This is a genomic window from Roseomonas populi, assembly GCF_024594815.1.
GTDB classification, from domain to species: Bacteria; Pseudomonadota; Alphaproteobacteria; order Acetobacterales; family Acetobacteraceae; genus Roseomonas; species Roseomonas populi.
This window is the reverse complement of sequence record NZ_JANJOU010000007.1, coordinates 15,809-40,707: the sequence shown is the minus strand read 5'-3', so window position 1 is coordinate 40,707 and position 24,899 is coordinate 15,809. Positions and strand designations below refer to the sequence as shown.

Annotated in this window: 25 protein-coding genes and 1 tRNA gene; 3 read left to right on the top strand and 23 right to left on the bottom strand. The window is 70.8% G+C overall.

Annotation, left to right across the window (positions count from 1 at the left end):
• Nucleotides 1–13 precede the first annotated feature (13 nt).
• From NRP21_RS09415 to NRP21_RS09360, 12 genes are all read right to left on the bottom strand, one after another.
• The gene (locus NRP21_RS09415) at nucleotides 14–1,165 is read right to left on the bottom strand and encodes a diaminopropionate ammonia-lyase (RefSeq protein ID WP_257715936.1); all 1,152 of its coding nucleotides are present in this window, start codon (nucleotides 1,163–1,165) and stop codon (nucleotides 14–16) included.
• Nucleotides 1,166–1,208: 43 nt separating this feature from the next.
• Nucleotides 1,209–1,508: a hypothetical protein gene (locus tag NRP21_RS09410; RefSeq protein WP_257715935.1), complete on the bottom strand. Its 300-nt coding sequence runs from the start codon at nucleotides 1,506–1,508 to the stop codon at nucleotides 1,209–1,211.
• An 82-nt stretch (nucleotides 1,509–1,590) separates the two neighbouring features.
• Nucleotides 1,591–2,778, bottom strand: a complete 1,188-nt coding sequence (locus NRP21_RS09405) for a M20 family metallopeptidase (RefSeq protein ID WP_257715934.1) — start codon at nucleotides 2,776–2,778, stop codon at nucleotides 1,591–1,593.
• Nucleotides 2,779–2,835: 57 nt separating this feature from the next.
• Entirely contained in the window at nucleotides 2,836–4,236 is a 1,401-nt protein-coding gene (locus NRP21_RS09400; RefSeq protein WP_257715933.1) for an amidase, read from the bottom strand.
• A 66-nt stretch (nucleotides 4,237–4,302) separates the two neighbouring features.
• A complete protein-coding gene (locus NRP21_RS09395; RefSeq protein WP_257715932.1) occupies nucleotides 4,303–4,938 on the bottom strand; it encodes a GOLPH3/VPS74 family protein in 636 nt (211 codons plus the stop codon).
• 25 nt (nucleotides 4,939–4,963) lie between these two features.
• A complete protein-coding gene (locus NRP21_RS09390) occupies nucleotides 4,964–5,938 on the bottom strand; it encodes a Bug family tripartite tricarboxylate transporter substrate binding protein (RefSeq protein WP_257715931.1) in 975 nt (324 codons plus the stop codon).
• Nucleotides 5,939–6,024: 86 nt separating this feature from the next.
• Nucleotides 6,025–6,387 carry a hypothetical protein gene (locus tag NRP21_RS09385; RefSeq protein WP_257715930.1) on the bottom strand — a complete coding sequence of 121 codons (363 nt, stop codon included), beginning with the start codon at nucleotides 6,385–6,387 and terminating at the stop codon, nucleotides 6,025–6,027.
• A gap of 49 nt (nucleotides 6,388–6,436) precedes the next feature.
• Nucleotides 6,437–6,994, bottom strand: coding sequence for a hypothetical protein (locus tag NRP21_RS09380; RefSeq protein WP_257715929.1), 558 nt, complete (start codon nucleotides 6,992–6,994; stop codon nucleotides 6,437–6,439).
• An 8-nt stretch (nucleotides 6,995–7,002) separates the two neighbouring features.
• On the bottom strand, nucleotides 7,003–7,407 hold the full coding sequence (locus NRP21_RS09375) for an outer membrane protein assembly factor BamE (protein WP_257715928.1): 405 nt from the start codon (nucleotides 7,405–7,407) through the stop codon (nucleotides 7,003–7,005).
• The gene (locus NRP21_RS09370; RefSeq protein WP_257715927.1) at nucleotides 7,404–7,931 is read right to left on the bottom strand and encodes a hypothetical protein; all 528 of its coding nucleotides are present in this window, start codon (nucleotides 7,929–7,931) and stop codon (nucleotides 7,404–7,406) included. Before NRP21_RS09370 ends, NRP21_RS09375 begins: the two co-directional genes overlap by 4 nt.
• Nucleotides 7,928–8,494 carry a hypothetical protein gene (locus NRP21_RS09365; protein WP_257715926.1) on the bottom strand — a complete coding sequence of 189 codons (567 nt, stop codon included), beginning with the start codon at nucleotides 8,492–8,494 and terminating at the stop codon, nucleotides 7,928–7,930. Before NRP21_RS09365 ends, NRP21_RS09370 begins: the two co-directional genes overlap by 4 nt.
• Before the next feature lie 137 nt (nucleotides 8,495–8,631).
• On the bottom strand, nucleotides 8,632–10,239 hold the full coding sequence (locus NRP21_RS09360) for a gamma-glutamyltransferase (protein ID WP_257715925.1): 1,608 nt from the start codon (nucleotides 10,237–10,239) through the stop codon (nucleotides 8,632–8,634).
• Between the two features lie 138 nt (nucleotides 10,240–10,377).
• On the opposite strand from NRP21_RS09360, the gene NRP21_RS09355 reads away from it, so the two are divergent.
• Together NRP21_RS09355 and NRP21_RS09350 are read left to right on the top strand one after the other, a co-directional pair.
• The gene (locus NRP21_RS09355; RefSeq protein ID WP_257715924.1) at nucleotides 10,378–12,525 is read left to right on the top strand and encodes a malate synthase G; all 2,148 of its coding nucleotides are present in this window, start codon (nucleotides 10,378–10,380) and stop codon (nucleotides 12,523–12,525) included.
• Nucleotides 12,526–12,878: 353 nt separating this feature from the next.
• Nucleotides 12,879–13,976 (top strand): OmpA family protein, encoded by a 1,098-nt coding sequence (locus tag NRP21_RS09350; protein ID WP_257715923.1) that lies wholly within the window; start codon nucleotides 12,879–12,881, stop codon nucleotides 13,974–13,976.
• A 62-nt stretch (nucleotides 13,977–14,038) separates the two neighbouring features.
• On the opposite strand, the gene NRP21_RS09345 is transcribed toward NRP21_RS09350, so the two are convergent.
• From NRP21_RS09345 to NRP21_RS09320, 6 genes are all read right to left on the bottom strand, one after another.
• On the bottom strand, nucleotides 14,039–15,031 hold the full coding sequence (locus NRP21_RS09345) for a YncE family protein (protein ID WP_257715922.1): 993 nt from the start codon (nucleotides 15,029–15,031) through the stop codon (nucleotides 14,039–14,041).
• Between the two features lie 26 nt (nucleotides 15,032–15,057).
• Nucleotides 15,058–15,693, bottom strand: a complete 636-nt coding sequence (cysE, locus tag NRP21_RS09340) for a serine O-acetyltransferase (RefSeq protein ID WP_257715921.1) — start codon at nucleotides 15,691–15,693, stop codon at nucleotides 15,058–15,060.
• 10 nt (nucleotides 15,694–15,703) lie between these two features.
• A complete protein-coding gene (locus tag NRP21_RS09335; protein WP_257715920.1) occupies nucleotides 15,704–16,699 on the bottom strand; it encodes a cysteine synthase A in 996 nt (331 codons plus the stop codon).
• A gap of 6 nt (nucleotides 16,700–16,705) precedes the next feature.
• Nucleotides 16,706–17,344, bottom strand: coding sequence for a peroxiredoxin (locus NRP21_RS09330; protein WP_257715919.1), 639 nt, complete (start codon nucleotides 17,342–17,344; stop codon nucleotides 16,706–16,708).
• A gap of 120 nt (nucleotides 17,345–17,464) precedes the next feature.
• Nucleotides 17,465–18,718: a D-amino acid dehydrogenase gene (locus NRP21_RS09325; RefSeq protein ID WP_257715918.1), complete on the bottom strand. Its 1,254-nt coding sequence runs from the start codon at nucleotides 18,716–18,718 to the stop codon at nucleotides 17,465–17,467.
• Between the two features lie 67 nt (nucleotides 18,719–18,785).
• Nucleotides 18,786–19,427: a hypothetical protein gene (locus NRP21_RS09320; RefSeq protein ID WP_257715917.1), complete on the bottom strand. Its 642-nt coding sequence runs from the start codon at nucleotides 19,425–19,427 to the stop codon at nucleotides 18,786–18,788.
• A gap of 232 nt (nucleotides 19,428–19,659) precedes the next feature.
• Here NRP21_RS09320 and NRP21_RS09315 point away from each other — a divergent pair, with 232 nt between their 5' ends.
• Entirely contained in the window at nucleotides 19,660–21,438 is a 1,779-nt protein-coding gene (locus NRP21_RS09315) for a PQQ-dependent sugar dehydrogenase (protein ID WP_257715916.1), read from the top strand.
• A gap of 28 nt (nucleotides 21,439–21,466) precedes the next feature.
• On the opposite strand, the gene NRP21_RS09310 is transcribed toward NRP21_RS09315, so the two are convergent.
• From NRP21_RS09310 to NRP21_RS09290, 5 genes are all read right to left on the bottom strand, one after another.
• Nucleotides 21,467–21,543: transfer RNA gene (locus NRP21_RS09310), tRNA-Met, on the bottom strand.
• Between the two features lie 28 nt (nucleotides 21,544–21,571).
• Nucleotides 21,572–22,672, bottom strand: a complete 1,101-nt coding sequence (gene mnmA / locus NRP21_RS09305; protein WP_257715915.1) for a tRNA 2-thiouridine(34) synthase MnmA — start codon at nucleotides 22,670–22,672, stop codon at nucleotides 21,572–21,574.
• Nucleotides 22,669–23,352 (bottom strand): thiaminase II, encoded by a 684-nt coding sequence (gene tenA, locus NRP21_RS09300; RefSeq protein WP_257715914.1) that lies wholly within the window; start codon nucleotides 23,350–23,352, stop codon nucleotides 22,669–22,671. Before tenA ends, mnmA begins: the two co-directional genes overlap by 4 nt.
• Before the next feature lie 4 nt (nucleotides 23,353–23,356).
• Nucleotides 23,357–23,683 (bottom strand): ferredoxin family 2Fe-2S iron-sulfur cluster binding protein, encoded by a 327-nt coding sequence (locus NRP21_RS09295; protein ID WP_257715913.1) that lies wholly within the window; start codon nucleotides 23,681–23,683, stop codon nucleotides 23,357–23,359.
• A 24-nt stretch (nucleotides 23,684–23,707) separates the two neighbouring features.
• On the bottom strand, nucleotides 23,708–24,889 hold the full coding sequence (locus tag NRP21_RS09290) for a cysteine desulfurase family protein (protein WP_257715912.1): 1,182 nt from the start codon (nucleotides 24,887–24,889) through the stop codon (nucleotides 23,708–23,710).
• Nucleotides 24,890–24,899 lie beyond the last annotated feature (10 nt).

Genomic DNA, 24,899 nt, shown 5'->3' with positions numbered 1-24,899 from the left:
TGGATGCAATGCTTCAGCCCCCCAAAAGGGGAGACCCGCCTTTCCTGTCAACCGCATCCCGATGAATGACTGACTTATACAGGTCCTCGTCCGTCGATCCTTCCGTGCTGAAGAGCAGCACGCGTGAATCATTCCGTAACTCGAGCACCTCCCGCGCAGCCGCGTCCTGGCCGGCGAGCGCGAGGGCTGCGAGCCCCGCCACCCCGCTCTCCCCGGCCACTACCGGCTCCTCCCGCCAGGCCAGGTGGCGCATGGCGGCGAGCGCGGCCCCGTCCGGGATGGACATGAAGGCGAAGGCGGCCCGCTCCAGCTCCTGCCAGGCCAGGAGGCTCGGCTCGCCGCAGGCCAGCCCGGCCATGATCGTGTCCAGGTCGCCGGTGACGGCTGTCGGCAACCCGGCCTCGGCGCTGGCGAGGAGGCAGGCGGCCCGCTCCGGCTCCACCACCACCAGCCGCGCCCCCGCGCGTCGGGCTCGCAGCGCGACCGAGACGGCGGCGGCAACGCCCCCTACCCCACCCTGGATGAAGACATGGGTGGGCGGCGCGGGCATGGAGTCCAGCGCCTCCTCCGCCATCAGGCGATAGCCCTGCATCACCTCCCGCGGCACTTCCGTATAGCCGGGCCAGGAGGTGTCGGAGACGACGTGCCAGCCATTCTCCTGCGCCATGGCCTCGGCGGCGCGTACGCTGTCGTCGTAGTTGCCCGGCACCTCCCGCACTTCGGCGCCGAAGGCCTCCATGGCCGCGCGACGGCCGGGCGTGACGCCGGGGTGGACGAAGATCACGCAGCGCGCGCCGAAGCGCCGCGCGCCCCAGGCCACGCTGCGGCCATGGTTGCCGTCCGTCGCGCAGGTCACGGTAATTCCGGAGGCCGCCCCGGCGTAGCGGCCGGATTCCAGGTCGGCGGCCGTGGCGGCGTTCGCCAAGCCCATCCGCGCGAGTTCCCGCGCCAGCACGCCCGCCACCGCGTAGGCGCCGCCCAGCGCCTTGAAGGAGCCGAGGCCGAAGCGCGTGGATTCATCCTTCAGCCAGACGGATTCCAGCCCCAGCGCCTCCGCCACCTCCTTCAGCGCGCGCAGAGGTGTGGGCGCGTATCCCGGCCAGGTGGTGATGGCCGCCCGCGCCCGCCGCCAGCCGCCTTCCGGCAGCACGACGACGCCTGGCACGCCATGGCGTGGATTCGGGAACAAGCGGAAGGAGTGCACGGCCTCAGCTCCAGCAGAGGATCAGCTCGATGAGCAGCAGCATGTAGCCCAGCGCCGTCACCACCAGCCCGAGGAAGACGAGGACGATACCGATCCCGTACTGCAGCGTCTGCAGCCCGTAGTGGATCAGCAGCCGTCCGAAGGCTACCGTCTCCCGCCCGCCCGCGCAGCTCCGGCGCGGCGGGTCCGGCCGTTCCTGCGCCATGGGGGCACCGGCGGCGGCGCAGGCAGGGCCGGGCGCGGGCCCGAGCGCCGCCAGGGCCAGGATGGGCAGGGCCATGGCGTGGCGCCTGGTTCGAGTCATGCGGGTGGCGGATCCGGCAAAGGGGCCGCGCTTCTCGCCGGGGCGCGTTGCGGGAATGTGTCCCGGTGCGGTCGGAATGCGACTACAGCCCCGCCCGGTCCAGCCGCAGGATGGCCCGCGCCAGGGCCTGGGCACGCGGCACCATGCTCGCCACCTCCAGGTACTCCTCCGGGGAGTGCGCCTTCCCGCCCACCGGCCCAACGGCGCAGAGGGTGGGCGCGCCCATCGCCGCGGTGAAGCCGCTGTCGGCGCAGCCGCCGGAAAAGTCTTCGGTGATGCTCAGCCCCGCTTCCGAGGCCGCCTCTCGGTACATCTCGAAGACCCGCGCGGCGGCGGGGGTCTGGGTCAGCGGCAGGAACTCGCCGCGAATGGTCATCTCGGCCCGGGTGCCCGGCACGAAGGACTTCGCCACGATCTCGTGGATACGCCCCATGATCTCGTCGCGGTCGCCGGGCTCCACGTAGCGCAGGTCGATCTGCAGTTGCGCGTGCGGGGCCACGGTGTTCACGCTCTGCCCGCCACTGATCAGGCCCACGTTCAGCGTGATGCCGCGCTTGAGGTCCGTCAGCGCGTGGATGGCGCGCACCTTCTCCGCCAGCTCGCCGATGGCGCTGATGCCCTGCTCGAAGTTGCCGCCGGAATGGGCGGCGCGGCCCTCGATCTCCACGGCCATGAAGACGCCGCCCTTGCGGCCCGTGACCACCCCGCCATTGGCGCGGCCGGGCTCGGAGTTGAACACCACGCGGGCGCGGCGGGCCTCCGCCTCGATCACCGGGCGGCCCTCGGGCGATCCGATCTCCTCGTCACCCGTGAACAGCGCCACCATTGGGCCGGGCGCGCCGCCCACGGCCTTGAAGGCGGCCATGACGAACATGTTCATCACCAGCCCCGCCTTCATGTCGGCCACGCCGGGGCCGGTGGCGATGCCGTTCTCCACCCGAAAGGGGCGGCGCTCCGGCTCGCCCTTGGGAAAGACCGTGTCGCGGTGGCCCATCAGCACGATGTTGCGGCGGGCATTGCCCTCGTTCGCTTCGGCACCGTCCGCGTCCAGCGTGGCGCGCAGGCAGTCCCCGAAGCGGGACTGCGGCATCGTCTCTACGGGGATTCCGTGGGCAGCGAAGAAGGCGCGCACCTGGCCGCCCACCGCGTCCACCCCGGCCTTGTCGTAGGAGCCGCCATCGGTGTTCACCATGGCCTCCAGCGCCGCCAGCATCTCGTCCTGCCGGCCGGCCAGCCATTCCAGCACGCGGGCTTCGGTGGTGGCGCTCATCGTCTCACTCCATGGCTGAGGGGTTGGGATGAACCCGGCGCTTGAGAGGCGCAAGGCTCAGGCGGCCAGCGGATCGATCTCCGGCATCTCCAGCGCCCGCTCCAGCGCCCGTGCGCCGCGCAGGCACAGGTCGTCCCGGCCCTGCGCGGCCACGATCTGCACGGCGCGCGGCATCCCGTGGTCGTCCAGCCCCGTGGTCACGGCGATGGCGGGCTGGCGCGTCAGGTTCTGGGCGAAGGTCCAGGGCGCCCAGTCCCGCCACAGCGCCTCGGTGGGCTTCAGCGTGGGCTGGTCGGCGGCGAAGGCGGCGGTCGGGGTCGCCGCCGTCAGCACCAGGTCGTACTTCAGGTGGAACAGCGCCATGCGGTGCGCCGCCTCAACCCGCATGGCGTCGGCGAACAGGAACTCGGTGGCGGGCAGCCCGCCCTCGCGCCGGGCCACCTCGTCCAGCCCGGCATCCAGCTCGCCCCGCTGCGCCTCGGGCACGGTGGCGACGAGCCGCGCCAGCGCCACGCCCCAGACGCGGCCGAAGGCGTGGCGCGTGTCGGGCAGGCCGGGATCGGCCTCCTCCACCAGCGCGCCCTCGGCCCGCAGCGTCTCGGCGGCGCGCTGCAGGGCGGCATCGCCATCCGCGTCCAGCAGCGGCTCAAAGCCCCAGCGGCGGACGAGCGCGATCCGCATCCCCCGTACCCCGTCCTCGATCCCCGCGCGCCACTCCCGCGGCTCGTCGGGCAGGCAGAGCGGGTCGCGCGCATCCGCCCGCCCGATCGCGTTCAGCAGCAGTGCGGCATCCCGCACCGTGCGCGCCATCGGCCCCGCGCAGGACACGGCGGAGAAGGCGCCGTGCGGCCATTGCGGCACGCGCCCGTAGCTGGGCTTGAAGCCGACCACGCCGCAGAAGGCGGCCGGGATGCGGATGGAGCCGCCCGCATCCGTGCCGACATGCAGCGCCCCGAACCCCGCCGAGGCCGCCGCCCCCGCACCGGAAGAGGAGCCGCCCGTGGTGCGGCGGTTGTTCCAGGGATTGCGGGTGATGCCGTGCAGCGGGCAGTCGCCCGGCGTCTTCCAGCCGAACTCCGTGGTGGTGGTCTTGCCGACGATCACCGCCCCCGCCGCCTTTAGCCCCAGCACCGCCGGCGCGTCCTCGGCCTGCGGGCGGGGGTCGGTGGTGCGGCTGCCCCGGCGGGTGGGGAAGCCCGCCAGGTTCAGCACGTCCTTCACCGTGGCGGGCACGCCGTCCAGGAGCCCCAGGGGACGCCCAGCCGCCCAGCGCGCCTCACTCTCCCCAGCCTGGCGCAGCGCGTTCGGGTTCATGGCCGCGAAGGCGTTGATGGCGGGGTTGTAGCGGGCGATCCGCTCCATCACGGCCTTGAGCGCCTCCACGGGGCTGAGGGCGCGGCGGGCATAGAGGGCGATCAGGGTTTCCGCGTCCATCAGCGCGGGATCGGTGGCGGTCATGCGATGCCTGGAACCTGTTCGGCCGGGGTATGGACCCGCCCGCCGCCGGGCGGAACCCCTTCGAGGTCAGTGCTCCGTCGTCAGCCGGTCCCGCGTCTCGGCGATAAGGGAGCGGCTCATCTCCTCAAGCGCGGCCACGGCCGCAATCCGCGCGGCGGCCTCCCGGGCCTCGTCCTCGGAGAGCAGGAGGGCTGTCAGGCCCGTGGCGCGGCACAGCCCTGCCATGAGGGAGTCCCTCGCCTCCGGAATCTCCCCGGCCAGCAGAACCGCCCGGAGCCTCTCGCGCGTGGCGGCGGCGTCGCCGGCCTTCCGGTAGCGCCGATCCGGCAGGATCCAGAACTTCCGTGCCGTCTCCACCTGCAGCAGCCCGCCGGCCACCAGCCGGTCCAGAAGCGCCTGCCGCAGCGCGGGCGCCCCGGGGGCGAGCTGGCCCATCCACCAGCGGCTGTCCTGCGGCTCCGCCGCCATCGCGATCCGCGCCAGCACCGGGTCCAGCAGCGCGTCGCCGCAGGGGTTAGGGTCGGCCACGAAGAGCCGGTCCGGATCGCTGTCCAGCCGCCCGCGCAGGGTCAACTCCATCAGCACCGCGCCCGACAGCGCAAGTGAGAGCGCGGCCGCCGGAAGTTCCAGCGGCCGCCCCGTCGCGTCATCGAGGCTGAGGAGGACCACCTCCTCCGGCACCGTCAGCATCCTGTCCACCATCTCGGCGCGGCACCGGGCCGGTGGCTCAGGAGGCGGTGATCCCCGCCCCTCTCGCCACCGCGCTCCAGCTCGCCGCGTACCGCCCGATCATGGCGGTGTACGCGGCGCCGACCAAGGGCTTCTCGGGCGGGTAGGAGGCGAGGTCGGCCATCTTCGCGCGGATATCCGGCTGCGCCACGGCGGCCAGCACCGCCTCCTCAACGGCCGCCGCCACGGGCGCGGGCAGGCCCCTGGGGCCGGAGACGCCGATCCAGGCCGTGCAGGTCAGCGCGGGCAGGCCCAGTTCTGCGAAGGTCGGCACGTCGGGCGTGGCCGGCACACGGGCGGAGGAGGACACGGCGAGGGCCGTCACCGTGCCGTCCCTGATCATCGCCACGTTCGTCGTCAGCGGGTCGAAGACGCTCTCGATATGCCCGGCGAAGAGATCCTGCATGGCCGGGGCGCTGCCGCGATAGGGAACGTGGTCCAGCTTCGGCACGCTCGCCTCCCTCATCAGCACCTCGCCCAGCAGGTGGGTGATGGAGCCGATCCCGGAGGAGCCGTAGCGCGCCCCGTCCTTGCGGGCCTTGCTCAGGAAGCTCTCCAAGTCGGGCGTGGCGGAGCCCTTGTTCACCAGCAGCACGTTCGCCGTTTCGCAGAGCATGGCGACATGGGTGAAGTCGGCGACAGGGTCGTAGGGCAGGCTGGGATAGACGCCCGCGGCGATGCCGTGCGGCGAGGCGTGGCTGATGACGAGCGTGGTGCCGTCCGGCGCCGCCTTGGCCGCGGCATCGGCGCCGATCGTGCCGCCGGCACCCGGGCGGTTCTCCACCACCACCGTGGTGCCGAGGTTGGCGCCGATCGCGGGCGCCACCAGCCGCGCCACCACGTCCGCCAGCCCGCCCGGCGGGAAGGTGGCGATCAGGCGAATGGGCTGGCGGGGCTTCCAGGGGGTCTGGGCGATGGCGGGCAGCGCAAGGCTGGCCGCGCCAGCGGCCAGGAGGGAGCGGCGACGGATCATGGGCGGTCCTTCGTCACGGCTGGCGCTCCGGGGCGGGGCGCCGCGTCACGTTACGGACCTGCAATCCCCATGCCGCTCTTCGGTCGCTAATCGACCTGATTGGCAGTCAGGAAGAGAGCCTGGGCAAGCGCGTCGAAGAACCGCTGGAACGGCACGGGGTCGGTCAAGGCATCGAGGTTGTGCTGCCCGGAAGCGCGCACGAGAACCCGCTGCCCGGAAATCGGCCGTACTGTGACGGTGAGGCGCACGATCCCGTTCTGCAGTTGCGTGCCGCTGATCGTTCCCAGGACATCATCCGCCCGATCCACGACAAAGCCGAGGTCCTGAAAAGTGGCGATGATGCCGCGGAAGACGGCAGACCGGTCCGCCGTGTCAAAGACACGGGTGGAGATGGCGCGCTGGGCCACCTGAGTGTTTGCAGTGGCCAGGACTTGTTGCCGGCTGTCCATCTGGCATCCCGGCACTGCGAAGGCCGCCGCGGCGAGGGTGAGGAGAAGGCTAGATCTCATGGGCCGCCAGGAAGGTGGACTGGGCGAGTTGGTTGAAGAACCCCTTGTAGAGTTCCGGGTCCTCGATGGTCTCCAGGCGGCTCACCTGCCCGTCCGTGTTCCGAACGAGCCGCTGGAAGGTGACGCGGGCCAGCATACCCGAGCGGTCCGGCACGGACCTTACGACGACCTGGGCACGGATGACCTGATCCCGGTCCATGACCACGCGGTGCTGGGTGCGGGCCGCCGCGGCAAGAAGAACGAGCAGCAGCTGGCCCGCTACCTGTCCTGCCTCTGTGGCGTCGCGCTCCTTGATCCCGGTGACGAGGCCAGCCTGCGCCCGGCTCTCCTCGATAATGAAACCGAGGTCCTGGAGCACCCCAATGGCGGCCTGCATCAGCACCGTATCGTCGCGCGTGTCGAACCGTCGCGTCTGCAGGACGCGCTGCGACACCACGGAAGAAGAGGGCGTGAGCGCGTTGGCGTGGACCTCCTCCTTGCTTTGGCATGCCGCAAGGCCGGCTAAAGACGCGAACAGGCCCGACTCGATGATGGCACGTCGCCGCATGGGCCGTCTCAGAAGCTGCTCGAGCGGTAGCTGAAGTCCCGCACGCGCCCACCCTCGTCGTAGCGGATGATGATGGTCAGGGTGCGCTGCGAGCGCCGCGACGCGCCCGACGAGGAGACGGCCCCGAGGAAGAGCACATTCGCACCGGCGGCCCCTGACGAGTAGGCGCTTTCGCTGGAAACCCGGTCATAGACCCAGTTCTCACGCCGCCGATCATCGGTCGTTACCATGTTCGGAGCGCCGAGTACGGCGACCACTTCGGCGTTCGTCATGCCAATGCGGATCTGGCGCTGAACCGTACCCAGGGCCAGCCGCTCGTCGGTCGCGCCGCCCGCGCCAACCTGAGCCGCATGATCACCGGCCGTCGCGCAGCCAGCCAGCAGCCCGGCAAGGATGAGAATCGGTCGGATCATCGCCGGGCGGTCTCCTGCCGGCCCTGGCCACCAGGAGCGGGGCCGCCACCGGGTAGGTCCGAGGTTACCCGGGGAACAGCCGCGTCGGGAACCTGGGTGTCTGCCGGGGCAGCGAAAGCCTCGCGCCCGAGTGTGGTCGAGAGCGGGGCGAAGAAGTTCTGCTGGTAGAATTGCGGATCATCGACCTGATTTTCGGTCTGGGGCAGGACAACAACCGCGTTCGCCCGCACGGCAGCCCGGTTGCTGTCGACGGGCCGGACTACCGCCGTGAGGCGCAGCCGCTCTAGCTTAGTGGCCGTGATGCTGCCGGCCGCAGGTTCAGCCTTGTTGATGCGGTAGCCAAGGTCCTGCAGCGTAGCGACGACGCCCCGCGTCACGGTGGGTGCATCGCCGTCGATGATGCGCGACTGCATCGCCCGCATCTCCACCGAGCTCTTGTCACTGGCCTGGAACTGCCGCTCCTGCTGGACGGCGCATGCGCCGAGCAGAAGGGGCCCGAGAAGCACGACGAGGCGCAAGCTCACGTGCGGTTCTCCCGCATGGCCATTCCGTTCCGAAGCATTTTGAAGAATTCCTGGTGCATCTCGGGCTGCTGCAGGGGCTCGACGCGGATCTGGCCCTTGTTGTTGGCCACGAGGCGCTCGAACGAGGCACGGAGTTGAGTCTGCCGGCTTTGCGGCACCGGTTGGGAAACAAGAGTCACCCGGATGACCTGATTGGTATCCCAGGTCGGCACATAGGCGACGAGGAACGCCGCTGCGACAACGGTCAGCGCGATTTGGGCCGCCACCTCGCCTGCCTCCGTCGCGTCCCGCGACTTGCTGCCGGTGAGTACGCCCACCTGCGGCGCGCTCTCCGCCACTCCGAAGCCGAGATCCTGCAGGACCTGCGTCGCCTCGGTCAGCAAAACAACCTCATCTGCAGCATCAAAACGTGCCGTTTGCATTTCGCGGAGCTGAGCCGCATCCTTCGGCGGCGCTCCAACTTCCATCGCAATCTGGTTGTGATTCACGCACCCAGCGAGCAGCGTCGTCATCATTACCGGCGCGACGACGACCCCGACGCGCCGGAACCTCCTGAGAATCATTCGAGTGCCCCCTTGCCGGGCAGCAGACCCGGCAACAGCGTTCTAACGTTTCCGCGAGAATTTCCTATCTGATGCCGTTACGTTTCGTAGAGCGAACTCGTGCCTGTGACTTCCATGCAACGACAAACCCGCCAGGCTCAAGTCTTTGCCGCCAGCGCCGCTGACCAGGGTGACATCACGTCCGTGATCCCCTCGGCCACTCCATTGCCGTCCCGCGCGACGAAGTTGGGGCAGGCGAAGTTCACGGGCAGCACCGCGTGCTCCACCACCTCCAGCCCCCCGTCCTGCGCCAGGCCGCCCAGCACCTCGTCTCCCACCCGCCGGTCCGCCGTAACGGAGTCCGGCCCGGAGACGTCGATGCGAGGCGTGTGCGCCGCCGCCTCCGGTCCCATGCCGAAATCGAGCTGGAAGGCGAGCATCTGCATCACGCTCGCCAGGATGCGCCGCCCGCCGGAGGCGCCGCCGGCCAGGATCGGGTTCGTATCCTCCCCGGCCCGCGTGACCGTCACCGGGCTCATGTTGCACAGCGGGCGGGCGCCGGGGCGGATGGCGTTGGCGCTGCCGGGCTGCGGGTCGAACCACATCATCCCGTTGTTCATCAGCACGCCCGTGCGCGGCAGGACCACGCGGCTGCCCATGGAGGAGAGCAGGGTCGTGGTGACGGTGACCATCATCCCGTCCCCGTCGCAGACGGTCAGGTGGGTGGTGCAGGTCTCGGCCGTCTCCTTCGCGCCCTCCCCCGCGCCCAGTCCCGTAAGACGGTCGGCGTAGCCGCCGCGCATGGCCCGCGCGAAGCCGCGATACCAGTCCGCGCCCAGCCCCGCCGAGACGGGCAGGCGCGCCATCTCCTTCACCACCGCCGCCATGGTCGGCGCGGCGGTCAGCCCGCCCGCGGTGTGGATGGTGTGGGTGCCCCGCCAGTCGATCGGCATGGCTTCCCGCACCACCGCGCGGCAGCCCGCCAGGTCGGCGGCGCCGATCACGCTCCCCATGGCCTGGAAGTCGGCCACGAGGTCGGCGGCGAGCCCGCCCTCGTAGAAGTCGCGCAAGCCCTTGTCGCGCAGGCGCGTCAGCGTCTCCGCCAAGGCGCCTTGCTGCAGGAAGCCGGGCTTGCCCTGGTAGGGCGGGTTGGGCGGCAATCCGTCCGGCAGGTAGATCCGCGCGCTCTCCTCGTACAGCCGCAGCACCTTGGCGGAGGCCGAGACCTTCAGCGTGGTGAACCAATCCTGCGCCAGCCCGCGCCGGGCGAGCGCGATGGCCGGCCCCAGCAGCGCGTCCAGGCCCATTCCCGTGCCGAATTCCGTCCGCAGCAGGTCGTAGCCCGCGACGGATGAGGGAATGACGAAGGAGAGCGGGCCGTGGATGTTCACGTCCCCCACCACCTCCGGCCAGGCGAAGAGGTCCTGCTTCCACTTGCCGGTCAGCGGATAGGCGGCCGGATCCACCCCGGCCGGCGCCACGGGGCCGAAATCCACCACCTTCGGCGCGGCGCCGGGCTTGTGCACGATGGCGAAGCCGATGCCGCCCAGCCCGCTGTTCCAGGGCTCGGCCGTGGCCAGCGCGAAGGCGGCGGCCACCGCCGCGTCCGCCGCGTTTCCGCCCGCTTCCAGCACCGCCACCCCGGCCTCCGCCGCCGCCCGGGACTGGGAGGCGACGATCCCTCCCCGGCCGGAGGCGCCGGGCTTGGAAAGGGACCAGTGCTGGATGGTGTGCGGCGGGGGGAGGTAGGCGGCGAGGTCGGACATCTGGCACCTGCGGTAAAAGGGCGGGAGAGCGTCGCGCCGGACGGCCGCATGGGCAAGGCCGCCCGGATGGCGGGCCGGTTTGCCCGCCGCACGGCGCCGGCCTATTGGACAAGGACGCTGCAAGAGGAGGGACACGGCATGGCTGGAACGGGTCAGGGCATGGAGGTCGCCCCCGTCCTCCGTCGCTTCATCGAGGAAGAGGCCCTGGCGGGCACGGGCGTGGAGGCCGGTGCCTTCTGGGCGGCCATGGAGGCCACGCTGCGCGGCCTGGGCGCCCGCAACGCCGCCCTTCTGGCCGAGCGCGACGCGCTGCAGGCGAAAATCGACGCCTGGCACCGCGCCAACCCCGCCCGCCCGGTGGACCGCGCCGCCTACGAGGCCTTCCTGCGCGAGATCGGCTACCTGCTGGACCCACCCGCCCCCTTCACCGTCGAGACGGCGAATGTGGACGACGAGATTGCCCGCATGGCCGGCCCGCAGCTCGTCGTGCCCGTGAACAATGCCCGCTACGCGCTGAACGCGGCGAATGCCCGCTGGGGCAGCCTCTACGACGCGCTCTACGGTACCGATGCCATCCCGCAGGAGGGCCCGAAGGCCAAGGGCTATGATGCAGTCCGCGGGGCGGCCGTGATCGCCCGCGCCCGCGCCGTGCTAGACGCCGCCGCGCCGCTCGAGACCGGCAGCCACGCCGATGTCGCCGCCTACCGCGTTGAGGCCGGGCGGCTGAGCGCCGTGACGGCCGGAGGGCCCCTCACCGGGCTGAAGGATCCCTCGCAGTTCCGCGGGTACAACGGCAGCGAGGACGAGCCGACCGGCATCCTGCTGGCGCGGAACGGCCTGCACATGGAGATCGTGATCGATCGCGCCCACCCGATCGGCCGCACGGACAAGGCGGGCGTCGCCGACCTGCTGCTGGAGGCGGCGCTCTCCACCATCATGGACGCCGAGGACTCGGTCGCCGCCGTGGACGCGGACGACAAGGTGGTGGTGTACCGCAACTGGCTGGGCCTGATGCGCGGCGACCTCTCGGCGAGCTTCGAGAAGAGCGGCGAGACGCTCGTGCGCCGCCTGAACCCGGACCGGAGCTACAAGGGGGCAGATGGCGGGGAGTTCACTCTGCACGGCCGTTCCATCATGCTGGTCCGCAACGTCGGCCACCACATGATGACGGACGCGGTGAAGCTGGACGGCGCAGAGACGCCGGAGACGATCCTGGACGCCTACGTGACCAGCCTGATCGCCCTGCACGACCTGCGCGGCAAGCGGATGAACAGCCGCGCCGGCAGCGTCTACATCGTCAAGCCGAAGATGCACGGCCCGGCCGAGGTGGAGTGGGCCGTGGCGCTCTTCGGCGAGGTGGAGGCGGCGCTCGGCCTGCCCGCCAACACGCTCAAGATGGGCATCATGGACGAGGAGCGGCGCACCACCGTGAACCTCGCCCGCTGCATCGAGGCGGCGAAGTCCCGCGTGTTCTTCATCAACACCGGCTTCCTCGACCGCACGGGCGACGAGATCCACACCTCCATGGAGGCCGGCCCCGTCGTCCGCAAGAACGACATGCGCAAGGCCGCCTGGATCGGCGCCTACGAGGACAACAACGTGGATGTCGGCCTGGCCTGCGGGCTGCGCGGCCACGCCCAGATCGGCAAGGGCATGTGGGCCGCCCCAGATGCGATGGCCGCGATGCTGGATCAGAAGGTGGGCCACCCCAAGGCCGGCGCCAGCACGGCCTGGGTCCCCTCCCCCACCGCCGCCACGCTGCACGCGCTGCACTACCACACGGTGGACGTGGCCGCGCGCCAAGCGGAGCTGGCGAAGGGCGGAGCGCGCGCGAAGCTGGCCGACCTGCTGACCATCCCGCTGGCGGAGAACACCAACTTCGCGGACCAGGACATCCAGGCGGAGCTGGACAACAACGCCCAGGGCATCCTCGGCTATGTCGTGCGCTGGATCGACCAGGGCGTCGGCTGCTCCAAGGTCCCGGACATCCATGATGTCGGGCTGATGGAGGACCGCGCGACGCTCCGCATCTCCGCCCAGCACATCGCCAATTGGCTGCGCCACGGCATCGTGACGCGTGAGCGCGTGGAGGAGACGCTGCGCCGCATGGCGGCGGTGGTGGACAAGCAGAACGCGGGCGACCCGGAGTACACGCCGATGGCGCCGGGCTTCGGCGGCGTGGCCTTCAAGGCGGCCTGCGACCTTGTCTTCGAGGGGGCCGCGCAGCCGAACGGCTACACGGAGTTCGTGCTGCACCGCCGCCGGCGCGAGGCGAAGCTGGGCTGAGCACCCGCCCGCCAACACCGTCCGGCACCTGCCGACGGGGATCGTCGGCTGCCTGAGAAGAGGTTCTCCCGCGCGGGAGAACCTCTTTGGTTATAGCGCCCTGGGTCCTGCTCCGCGATAACGCACCGGCCAAGAGGCGTTTGACGGCTCAGAACACCTTCTACTCGTCTTGGTTGCATTCACCAAATTTGATTCTTCTTATGCGCGAAATGTTAGTACGTTCTCGCGCACAGGGTTGTGTTTTTACAAATCTGCACACCCATTCTCAAAATAGGTTCGGAAGAGACTCGCGCAGACCCGGCCGCAAGGACCGCGGCCGGCTGGATGCGCTGAGACATGCCGGGAGAACCCTCGTGAAAAGATTTCAGGGCGCGCTACTGTCCGCCAGCCTCGTGGCCCTCCCCTTCGTGGCAGGGGCGCAACCCGTATCCGGCCTGTACATCGCGGGCGGCGGCGGGGTGAACTGGACGCAGCGCTCGGACTTCCAGCCCAGCAGTTCCGGCGCCCGCGCCCTGACCGGCAGCGGCTCCATCGACTTCGAGACGGGCTATGGCTTCGTCGGGAGCCTCGGCTGGGGCTTCGGCAACGGGCTGCGCGCGGAGATCGAGGGCAACTACCGCAACAACGACGTGGATAGCGGCCGGATGGGCTTCATCGCGCCGCCGCGGCGGACCAGCGGCCACGTCATCCAGTACGGCGTGATGGCCAACGTGTTCTACGACTTCGCTGTCCCGAACTGGCCCGTGCAGCCCTATGTCGGGCTCGGCGCCGGCTATGGCTGGGTGAACTACCAGGGCGTACGCGTGCAGAGCGCGAGCGGGCCGCGCGTCGATGCCTATGGCACGAGCGGCGACTTCGCCTACCAGGCCATCGGCGGCGTGGGCTTCCCCATCCGGGCCGTGCCGGGCCTGACGCTGACGGCGGAGTACCGCTTCTACGGCACGCTGAACCAGGACGTGCCGTCCAACTACGTCCCCGCGGCGAACACTGTCCTGCAGCGCAAGACGGAGGTGGAGAACTTCAATCACTCGATCATGCTGGGCCTGCGCTACGCCTTCAACCAGCCGCGCCCGGCGCCGGCCCCGATCGTCGCGCCCGCCCCGGCGGCCGCGCCGGCCCCGGCCCGCACCTACCTCGTGTTCTTCGACTTCGACCGCGCCGACCTGACGGACCGCGCCCGCCAGATCATCGCGGACGCCGCCCAGGCCGCGAGCAGCACCAACACCACGCGCATCGAGGTGGCCGGCCACGCCGACCGCTCCGGCACGCCGCAGTACAACCAGCGCCTCTCCATGCGCCGCGCCGAGGCCGTCGCTGCCGAGCTGACGCGCCGTGGCGTGCCGCGTTCGGCCATGTCGATCCAGGCCTTCGGCGAGAGCCGCCCGCTGGTCCCGACCGCCGACGGCGTGCGCGAGCCGCAGAACCGCCGCGTCGAGATCGTGCTGCGCTAAGCAGCCCGATCCCGTCTCGAAGACACGAGGGGGGCGGGGCCGGAAGGTCCCGCCCCCTTCGCCTATGTCTGAAGCAGCCGCGTCACGTCCGCACCCCGCCCGGTCGCCATCCGCCCCTCGATCGCCGGACGATCCAGGTCCACCACGGCCACCTCGTCCGAGGCGAGGGAGACGAAGGCCCTGGCCTGCGAGGGATGCAGCGAGGCCGCGTTCGGCTTCGCGCCGAGGTCGAGGCGCCAGATCTCCCGCATGTCCGCCCGCAGCAGGACGAGTGCGGAGCGGGCTAGGTCGATCATCAGCAGCCGGCCGTCCGGCAGGGGATAGACGCGGAGCGGATCGCCCCCGACCTCCCGCGTGTCGCGCACGCGCATGGTTGCCGTGTCGATCGCGGCCAGCGTGCCGCTGCGCCGGTTGCCGACATAGAGCGTGCCCTCGTCCGGGGAGAGGCAGCACCCCTCGGGCATCCGCCCCGTCGTCACCACCACCGGCGCCACCGACGCGTCGCGCGGGCGGACCAGGCTGGCGGTGTTGGAGAGCAGCCCGGTAACGAAGGCCCGCTCCCCGTCCCGCGACAGCGCGAACATGTGGGTCTTGATGCCGCCCGCCGGCACGGCGAAGCCGGGCGCCTCGTCTTCCAGCGGCCTGTCCAGGGTGAGGAGGACGCCCTTCTCCTCGCTGACCACGGAGAGGCGGCCCTGCGCGTCGACGCCCATGCCGTGCAGCCGGTTGAAGGGCGAAAGGTCAATCCGGCGCGCCACCTTCCGCGCGGCGATGTCCACCACCAGCACGGAGTGCCCACCCTCCCCCGGCCTGGCGGAAGCCTCGACGCCATAATGACCGACGAAGGCGTGCCGCCCTGCCGGGTCCACCACGAACTCGTGCGGGAACTCCGGCAACTCCACCTGCCCCAGCCGCCGCCCGTCGGATGCGTCCAGGAAAGCCAGGCGGGCATCGTTCTTCTCCATCACCAGCAGGGTGCCGGATTTTCCCTGCGCGGCGGCGGGTGCGGCGGTGGCGGCAGCGAGACTGGCCAGGATCAGGGTCCTCCGGTGCATGGCATCCTCCGCAAAGGCAGAGTCGGTCAGGCCCGAAGCGAGTCGCGCTCCTTCAGGGCCGCGATCTCCGCCCGCAGCGCGGCGACCTGCTCCGTCATGGATTCCAACGCGCCCGGCGCGATGCCGTAACCCGTCGTTCCCTCCTCGCAAGGCTTGCCCGGCGGGCGGGCGGGAATGCCGACGACAGTCACCCCGTCCGGCACGGGATCCACGCAGACGGCGTTCGCCCCCACCCTCGCGTTGCGCCCGATCCGGATGGGGCCCAGCACCTGTGCGCCCGCGCCGATCACCACGCCGCTCTCCAGCGTTGGGTGGCGCTTGCCCGGGCGCAGGGTCAGGCCGCCCAGGGTCACGCCGTGGTAGATCAGCACGTCGTCGCCGATCTCGGCCGTCTCGCCGATCACCACGCCCATCCCGTGGTCGATGAAGAGCCGCCGGCCGATCATCGCGCCGGGATGGATCTCGATCCCCGTCAGGAAGCGCGAGAGATGGGAGACAACGCGGGCCGGCGCACGGAAGCCAGCGCGCCAGAGGCGGTTCGCCAGCCGGTGCCACAGCACCGCGTGCAGCCCGGCATAGCAGAGGATCGATTCGGTGAAGGTCGGCCGCGCCGGATCCCGCGCTCGGATGGCCCGCGCGATCTCCAGCGCCTCCCGGATCACAGGAACCTCGTCATGCCAGCCAGCCCGGCACCGGCAGCCCCTTCTCCCGCAAGAATTCCGGGTTGAAGAGCTTGGACTGGTAGCGCGCCCCGCCGTCGCAGAGGACGGTGACCACGGTGTGCCCCGGGCCTAGGTCCTTCGCCACCCGGATCGCCGCCGCCACGTTCAGCCCGGCCGATCCGCCCACGCTCAGCCCCTCCTCGACGAGGAGGGAGAAGCACTGCTCCAGCGCCTCCGCGTCGGAGATCCGCACCGCGTCGTCGATCGGTGCGCCCTCCAGCACGGCGGGCACCTTGCTCGCCTGCCCGATCCCCTCGGTGATGGAGTTGCCCTCGGCCGAGACGGTGCCGGTCTTCACCCAGGAGAAGAGGCCCGAGCCGTGCGGGTCCGCCAGCACAATCCGCACGCCGGGGTTCCGCGCCTTCAGCGCACGCGCCGTGCCGTGCAGCGTGCCGCCGGTGCCGCAGGCGCAGGTGAAGGCATCCACCTTCCCGCCCGTCTGCTCCCAGATCTCCACGCCCGTGGTGCGCTCATGCGCCACGGCGTTGGCGGAGTTGCCGAACTGGTTGGCCCAGACCGCGCCCATCTCCTCCGCCAGGCGGCGGGAGTAGTTCACGTAGTGATTCGGGTCCGCCAGCGGCTTCGGGTCTACCAGCCGCAGGTCGGCGCCGATCATGCGCAGGAAGTCCAGCTTCTCCTGGCTCTGCGTGCGCGGCACGACGATGACGGACTTCCAGCCCCGCGCATTGGCGGCCAGCGCCAACCCGATGCCAGTATTCCCCGCCGTTCCCTCAACCACCGTTCCGGGCTGGAACGGGGTGAGGAGGCCGCGATCAACGGCCTCCCCGAGGATCCCGATCGCGGCGCGGTCCTTCACGCTGCCGCCGGGGTTCATGAACTCGGCCTTGCCCAGGATCTCGCACCCCGTCTCCTCGGAGGCGCGGCGGAGCCGGATGAGCGGCGTATTCCCGACCGCGTCCCAGAAGTCGGTTGCGAGGATGGGCATGCTGGTTCAGGTCCACTCCAGATGGTCAACCCAGCGCAGGTACGGCTTCTCGGCCGTCCAGCCTTTCGGGAAGTGCTTCTTCGCCTCTTCGTCCGAGAGGCTGGCGGCGACGATGACCTTGTCACCCTTCTGCCAGTTCACGGGGGTGGCAACCTTGTGCTTGTCCGTCAGCTGCAGGCTGTCGATCACGCGCAGGATTTCGTCGAAGTTCCGCCCGGCGGAGGGCGGGTAGATCAGCATCAGCCGGATCTTCTTGTTCGGGTCGATCACGAAGACCGTCCGCACCGTCACCGCCGCGTCCGCCTCGGGGTGGATCATATCGTAGAGGGAGGCGACCTTCTTGTCGTGGTCGGAGATCATCGGGAAGTTCACAGGGGTGCCCTGCGTCTCCTCGATGTCCGCGTTCCACCCTTCATGCCGGTCCAGCGTATCGACCGAGAGGCCGATCACCTTCACGCCCCGCTTGTCGAACTCCGGCTTCAGCTTGGCGGTATAGCCCAGCTCCGTCGTGCAAACGGGGGTGTAGTCCTTGGGGTGGCTGAACAGCACGCCCCAGGAATCGCCGAGCCACTCGTGGAAGCGGATGCGGCCCTGGGTGGTGTCGGCCTCGAAGTCCGGGGCGGTTTGCCCGAGTTGGAGTGTCATGCGGCAATCCTCCGTGGAATTCGTTATTCTACGACGCTATCACGGCCTGGCGGTGGCCTCCAAGGCGGGCCGCCCAGGGGGCATGTCGGCGCCCCGCCCCGGCATGCCAAGGTCCCTGGATCAACCGTAACGCGAGAGGCCGAGGTCCGAGACGTCGATCTCCGGCGTGCGGCCGGAGACGATGTCCGCCAGCGCCCGGCCGGAGCCGCAGGCCATGGTCCAGCCCAGCGTGCCGTGGCCGGTGTTGGTGAAGAGGTTGGGCATCCGCGTTCTGCCGATGATGGGCGTGCCGTCCGGCGTCATGGGCCGCAACCCCGTCCAGAACTTCGCCGCCCCGATGTTCCCGCCATCGGGGAAGAGGTCGCGGACGGAGTGCTCCAGCGTCTCCCGCCGGGGCCGGCGCAGGCTGGTGGAGAAGCCCGCGATCTCCGCTGTGCCGCCCACCCGGATGCGGTCGCCCAGGCGCGTGATGGCGATCTTGTAGGTCTCGTCCATCACGGTCGAGACGGGCGCGGCCTCCTCCGCCGTCACCGGCAGGGTCAGGGAATAGCCTTTGATGGGGTAGACCGGCAGGCGCAGCCCCAGCGGCCGCAGCATCGCAGGGGTGTGGCTGCCCAGCGCGGCGACATAGGCATCGGCGGTGAAGTCGCCGTGGTCCGTCTCCACAGCTGCCACGCGCCCGCCCTCGCAGTGGATGGAGGCGATGCCGACGCCCAGGTGAAACTCCACGCCCCTGCCGCGGGCAAGCTCGGCCAGGCGCTGGGTGAAGAGGAAGGCATCCCCTGTCTCGTCCTGCGGCAGGCGGAGGCCGCCGACGAACTTGTCCCGCACCCGCGCGAGCGCCGGCTCCGCCGCGATGCAGCCGGCCAAGTCCAGCAGTTCCCAGGGCACGCCGTACTCGTCCAGCACGGCGGTGTCGCCGCCCACATGGTCCAGCTGCTTCTGCGTGCGGAAGAGCTGCACCGTGCCGCGGGCGCGGTGATCGAACTCGATCCCCGTCTCGGCGCGCAGATCGGCCAGCGCCACGCGGCTGTACTCGGCCACGCGCACCATGCGGCCCTTGTTGCGGCGATAGGCACGCTCCGTGCAGTTCGCCGCCATGCGGGCGAGCCAGGAGAGCATTTCCCAGTCCGGGCGCGGCCAGAGGACGAAGGGGCGGTGGTGCATCAGCAGCCACTTCACCGCCTTCATCGGCACGCCCGGCCCCGCCCAGGGCGAGGAGTAGCCGTAGGAGAGCTGCCCCGCATTGGCGAAGCTCGTCTCCTTGCCCGCCCCGTCCTGGCGGTCGATCACCGTCACCTCATGCCCGGCCTTCGCCAGGTACCAGGCGGTGGTGACGCCAATGACGCCGCTGCCGAGGACGAGGACCTTCACGCGCGACTCCCGCCGAATGCCGGCGGGAACGATGCGGCCTCCCGGCCTCCAGGCAAAGGGGCGGCGCTCAACCCTTCGGCGGCGCGGCCGGCGCTGGCTTGGCGCCGCTCGCCCCGCCCCCATGCCCGGGCTGCCCGCCGGGCTGGGCACCAGACGGGGCACCGGGCTGGGCCCCAGGCCGGGCCGCCGTCACCTGCCGGCCGTCGCCGGTGAAGCTCATCACCGTCTCCATGCCGTTGCCGTCCCGTGCGCGGCAGGTCGCGCGGTGCCAGGTCTGTCCGTCGGCCGTCATGCTGATCTGGCAGGTGCCGCTCACGCTCTTCGCCGCCGTCGTGCCGTTCACCGACGTGTGCATCCGGCTGAGGTTCAGCGTGTACTCCTCCGGCCGCGGCTGGGTGTCGCTGTTTCCCTGGAAGCCGATGGTGCTGGTCGGGGTGGACTGCACGGAAATCAGCACCGTGCCATTCTGGTGCTGCACATAGACCAGGCCGCTGGTGCAGGGCTGCGAGCGGCCGGCCGTGGACAGCTCGCACCGGCCCGGCGCGCCGATGACGACCCGTGGCATCTCGGCGGCATTCCCCGGCCGCGTGCCGGGCGAGACGCCTGGGATGGGCACCGCCCGGGAGGTGTCAGGTGCGGCAGGCTGCGCGGCGGCGGACAAGGGCGCCAGCGCAAGGCCGGCCAGCAGGGCGGTGACGGTCGGGCGCATCCTCTCTCCTTCTGATTGATGTCAGGACAGAGAAGGGGACGGCATGGCCACGGCGGAACCGCCGGACGGCTCACGGGCTCGTGCGAACGATAACAAAGGCTTGTGGAACAACAAGGTTGCTGGCCGCGCGCACGCCGCCGTGGTGGATGCGTAACGCTCTCCGCAATTCCTTGCGTTGCCGTCACGCCGTTCGTTCCGACATGATCCGATCTGGACGGAGGAGCGCTGGAACATGGCGACGGTGACGGGCAGCCTTCTCGGCGACAGGCTCGCCGGCACAAGGGGCGACGACCTGATCGAGGGCCACGCCCCGCTGGCCGCCACGGCGACCGCGCCCGTCTTCACCACCATTGCCACCGGGCTGGGCCAGGCCGTCTTCGCGACCTCGCCGCAGGGCGAGGTAGGGCAGCTCTACGTGCTCGACAGGACAGGCGTGATCCGGGTGGTGGACACGGCCACCGGAGAGGTGCGGGCCACGCCCTTCCTCGACATGAGCGCCGAGGTGGCGACCGACGGGGAGCAAGGCCTGCTCGGCATGGCCTTTCATCCGGATTTCCGGGCGAACGGCAAGTTCTACGTCTTCTTCTCCCGGCTCGACGGCGACAGCCAAGTGCGGGAGTACACGATCGACCCGGAGGACCCGGACACCGCACCGGCCGGCACCGCGCGGGACATCCTCACCATCCCCCAACCCGGTCGCTACACCAACCACAAGGGCGGCTGGATGGGCTTCGGCCCGGACGGGATGCTGCACATCGCGACCGGCGATGGTGGCGGCCCCAACGACGCGACCGGCGGCGGCCAGAACCCGAACGACCTGCGGGGCTCCATCCTGCGCATCGACGTGAACGGGGACGACTTCCCTGGCGACGCCGCGCGCAACTACGCGATCCCCGCCGACAACCCATTCGTGGATGGCGGCGGCGCGCCCGAGGTCTGGGCCTACGGCCTCCGCAACCCCTATCGCGACAGCTTCGACATCGGGACGGGGAAGCTGTGGATCGGCGATGTCGGCCAGAACGCCTTCGAGGAGGTCAACATCGGCGCCCCCGGCGCGAACTACGGCTGGAACACCTATGAGGGCGGGACGGGCCCCGCCGCGGGCTTCACCTTCCCCGTCTATGCCTACGACCATTCGACGAGCGACCGCTCGGTGATCGGCGGCTATGTCAGCCGCGGGCCGGAGACGGGCCTCTACGGCCAGTACCTCTTCGGCGACTACATCAGCACCCGCTTCTGGACCCTGGCGGACAGGGATGGCGACGGCGCCCTGGACCGCACGGAGATAGACGACGGCGGCGCGCTGGCCCGCCACGCCCTCGTCTCCTTCGCCGAGGACGGTGACGGCTCGCTCTTCGTCGTCGGCATCGACGGCACCCTGACCCGGATCTCCACCGGTGCGCCCACGGGCAGCGTGGACGGGGCGGATACGATCGCCGCCGGCGCGGGGAACGACCGAGTTTTCGCCGGGGCGAGTGCCGATCGGGTCCAGGGCGGCGACGGGGACGACCTCCTTTCCGGCATGGAGGGGAACGATAACCTGCTCGGCGGGGCGGGCGAGGACCTGCTGATCGGAGGCGCCGGCGCGGACAGGCTCGACGGCGGCGACGGCTCGGACCATCTGCTCGGCGGCGCGGGGAACGACCGCCTGTTCGGCGGCGCCGGCGCCGACCTGCTCATCGGCGGCAGGGGGACGGACATCCTGACGGGCGGCGCCGGGGCTGACCTCTTCCGTTGGACCACCGCCTCGGACAGCCCGCGCGGCAACCCCGCGGATCGCGTGGCCGACTTCAATGGCGCGGAGGGAGACCGCCTGGACCTCTCGGCCCTGGTTGATGGGCATTTCGCCTTCATCGGCGGCGCCGAATTCTCGGCATCGGGCCCCCAGCTGCGGGCGCTCGACCTCGGCGGCAACTGGCGCGTGGAGATCTCGCTGGATGGCGGGCCGGCGGACATGGTCCTGCTCGTCAGCAGCGCCGTGCCGCTGACCGCGGCGGATTTCATCTTGTAGAAGGGGAGATCCGGCAGGCGGCGAGGACTGGTAGCGGGAACCGGACTTGAACCGGTGACCCCAGCATTATGAGTGCTGTGCTCTAACCAGCTGAGCTACCCCGCCAGAGCGCCGCCTGCCGGGAGGCCGCGAATTAGGCCGCCGGCGCCTCGGCGTCAACCACCGCGACGCGTGAGGCGCGGATGAAGCCGCCGCCCAGCACGCGGTCACCCTCGTAGAGCACGCAGCCCTGGCCTGGGGCGGAGATTACGGGCGTGTCGGGGGTCACGATCAGCCGCCCCGATGACGCGTCCCAGCGCGCCGTCACGGGCTGCGGCACCTCGCGGGCGCGGAACTTCGCCTCGGCGCGGAAAGGAGCCTCCGGCGGGTCGATCAGCCAGTTCACCTCGGCCACGGGCACCTCGGCCACGGGAATGGCACGGGCCGGGGCAACGATCACGCGGCGCCGGGCGGGGTCCAGCGCCGCGACGCGCATCCCGGGATCGCGCGAGAGGCCGAGCCCCCGCCCCTGCCCCACCGTGTAGCGGGCCACGCCCTTGTGGCGGCCGAGGACGTTGCCCGATTCGTCCACGATCTCGCCCTCTTCCGCCGCTTCCGGGCGGAGCTTGGCGACCAGCTCGTGGTAGTGGCCCTGCGGGACGAAGCAGATGTCCTGGCTGTCCGGCTTCTCCGCCACCGCCAGGCCCAGCCGCGTTGCTTCCCGCCGCACCGCCGCCTTGTCCGGCATCTCGCCCAGCGGGAAGCGGGAGAAGGCCAGCTGCTCCCGCGTGGTGGCGAAGAGGAAGTAGGACTGGTCCCGCGCCGGATCGGCCGCGCGGCGCAGCTCCGCGCCGTCCGGCCCCTCGGCCCGGCGGGCGTAGTGGCCGGTGGCCATGGCCTCGCAGCCCAGCTCCCGGGCCAGGGCGACCAGGTCCTGGAACTTCACGGTCTGGTTGCAGCGTACACAGGGAATCGGGGTCTCGCCGCGCGCGTAGCTGTCGGCGAAGTCCGCGATCACGGCGTCCCGGAAGCGGCTCTCGCGGTCAAGGACGTAGTGTGCGATGCCCAGGCGGTCCGCCACGTCGCGCGCGTCGTGGATGTCCTGGCCGGCGCAGCAGGCGCCCTTCTTCTGCACGGCAGCGCCGTGGTCGTAGAGCTGCAGCGTGGCGCCGATCACCTCGTGCCCCTGCTCCGCCAGCAGCCCGGCGACCACGCTGCTGTCCACGCCGCCGGACATGGCGACCATGATCCTCATGAGGCGTTCAGCCCCATCTGCCAGAAATCGGCCTCGAGCCTCGACGCCTCGGCAAAGACGCGCGTCAGCGAGGCGATCCGCGCCGCGCCGCCATGGGTCTCCCCCAGCATGTCCAGCCGCGCCGCCGCACCGGCTGCCACCGCCTGGTAGTCGGGACCCGCGTACTGGACGATCCAGTTCTCATAGGGATTGCCCTCGCGGACACGGCCGGGATGCGCCTCGATCCGCCGCGCCACCTCGCCGTAGCCGACCGTGCAGGGCGCCAGCGCCACTTCCAGGTCCAGAATGTCGCCGCGGAAGCCCTGGTCCATCACCCAGCGCGTGTAGCCCACCGTCTCCGGCGCCTCCGCCTCGGCCAGCACCGCGGCCTCGTCCAGGCCCCATTCCCGGCAGTAGACGAGGTGCAGCTTCGTCTCGTCCAGGATGGCCTGCACCACCCGGCCCTTCTCGCGCATGGCCTCCAGGCTCTCGGCCTTCACCACCGCCAGCGCCTGGGCGCGGGCGAACTGCACGAGGAAGAGGTAGTCCTGCACGAGGTAGCGCCGGAAGGCCGCAAGCGGCAGCGTGCCCTCGGCCAGCCCCTGCACGAAGGGATGCCAGCAATAGGCGTCCCATTCCCGCGCCGCCCCCTGCCGCAGGGCCCGGAACAGCCCGCCCTCGCGGCCATAGGGGGCGCTCATCTCCTCAGCCCGCGTTGCGGCTGCCGGCGGGCAGCTTCACCACCAGCCCGTCCAGCTTGTCCGTCATGATGAGCTGGCAGCCCAGCCGGCTCGTCTCCTGCAGGTCGAAAGCAAGGTCGAGCATGTCCTCCTCGTCCTCGGTCGGGGTCTCCAGCCGCTCGAACCAGCTCTCGTCCACGATGACGTGGCAGGTGGAGCAGGCGAGGCTGCCCTCGCAGGCGCCCTCGATGTCCACGCCGTGCTTGTGCGCGATCTCAAGAACCGAAAGACCCAGCGGCGCATCCACCTCGCGGCGCGTGCCATCCCGCTCGACGAAGGTCATCTTCGGCATCTATCTCTCCTAATCCGCAGGGCGCTACTCGGCCGCCGCGCGGCGCAGCCCCTGCCAGGCGCGTGCCAGCTCCGCCGCCGCCCGGTCCACTTCGGCGGGCGAGGTAAAGCGGCCGATGCCGATCCGCAAGGTCGAACGCGCCTCCGCTTCCGGCAAACCCAGGGCGCTCAGCACGTAGGAGGGCTCGATGCTGGCCGAGGAGCAGGCGCTGCCGGTCGAGACACAGACCCCCGGCGCCGCCTTCATCACCTCCTGCGCGTCCACCCCGCCGGGCAGGGTGATGTTGAGGTTCCCCGCCACCCGGCTCTCCCTGCTGCCATTCACCCGCAGGCCGGGGATGCCCGCCTCCAGCGCGGCCAGGAACCGTTCCCGCTGGCCGGCGATACGGCCTTCGTCCAGCGCCATCTCCAACCGGGCGATCCGCGCCGCCTCCCCGAAGCCGACGACCAGCGGCGCCGGCAGGGTGCCGGAGCGCAGCCCCCGCTCCTGCCCGCCGCCCGAGAGCAGCGGCGCCAGCCGCACCCGCGGCCGCCGGCGGACATAGAGCGCGCCGATTCCCTTCGGCCCGTAGAGCTTGTGGGCGGAGAGAGAGAGGAGGTCGATCCCCATCCCCGCCACGTCGATTGGAACGCGCCCGGCCGCCTGGGCCGCGTCCGTGTGGAACAGCGCGCCCGCCGCCTTCGCGATGACGGCGAGTCCGGCGATGTCCTGCACCACCCCGATCTCGTTGTTCACGGCCATAACGGAAACCAGCACCGTCGGCACCTCCAGCGCCGCGCGCAGCGCCTCCGGATCCAGCAGCCCGTCCGGTCCCACGGGCAGGATCACCGGCTCGAAGCCCTCCGCGGCCAGGTCCCGAACGCTTTCCAGCACGCATTTGTGCTCGGTGGCCACGGTGATCACGCGCCGCCGGCCGCTGCCCTGCCCAGCGGCGAAGCGGGCCGCGCCCTTGATCGCCAGGTTGTTCGACTCGGTCGCGCCGGAGGTGAAGATCACCTCCCGCGCCTCCGCCCCGATCAGTGCGGCCACATGGGCGCGCGCTTCCTCCACCGCTGCCTCGGCCTCGCGGCCCAGCGCGTGCTCGATGCTGGCAGGGTTGGCGAAGTTCGCCTCCCACCAGGGGCGCATCGCGGCCAGCACCCGCGGATCTGCCGGGGTGGTGGCGTGGTTGTCGAGATAGGCGGGGCGGTTCGCGGCATCCCTCATACCGGGAAGA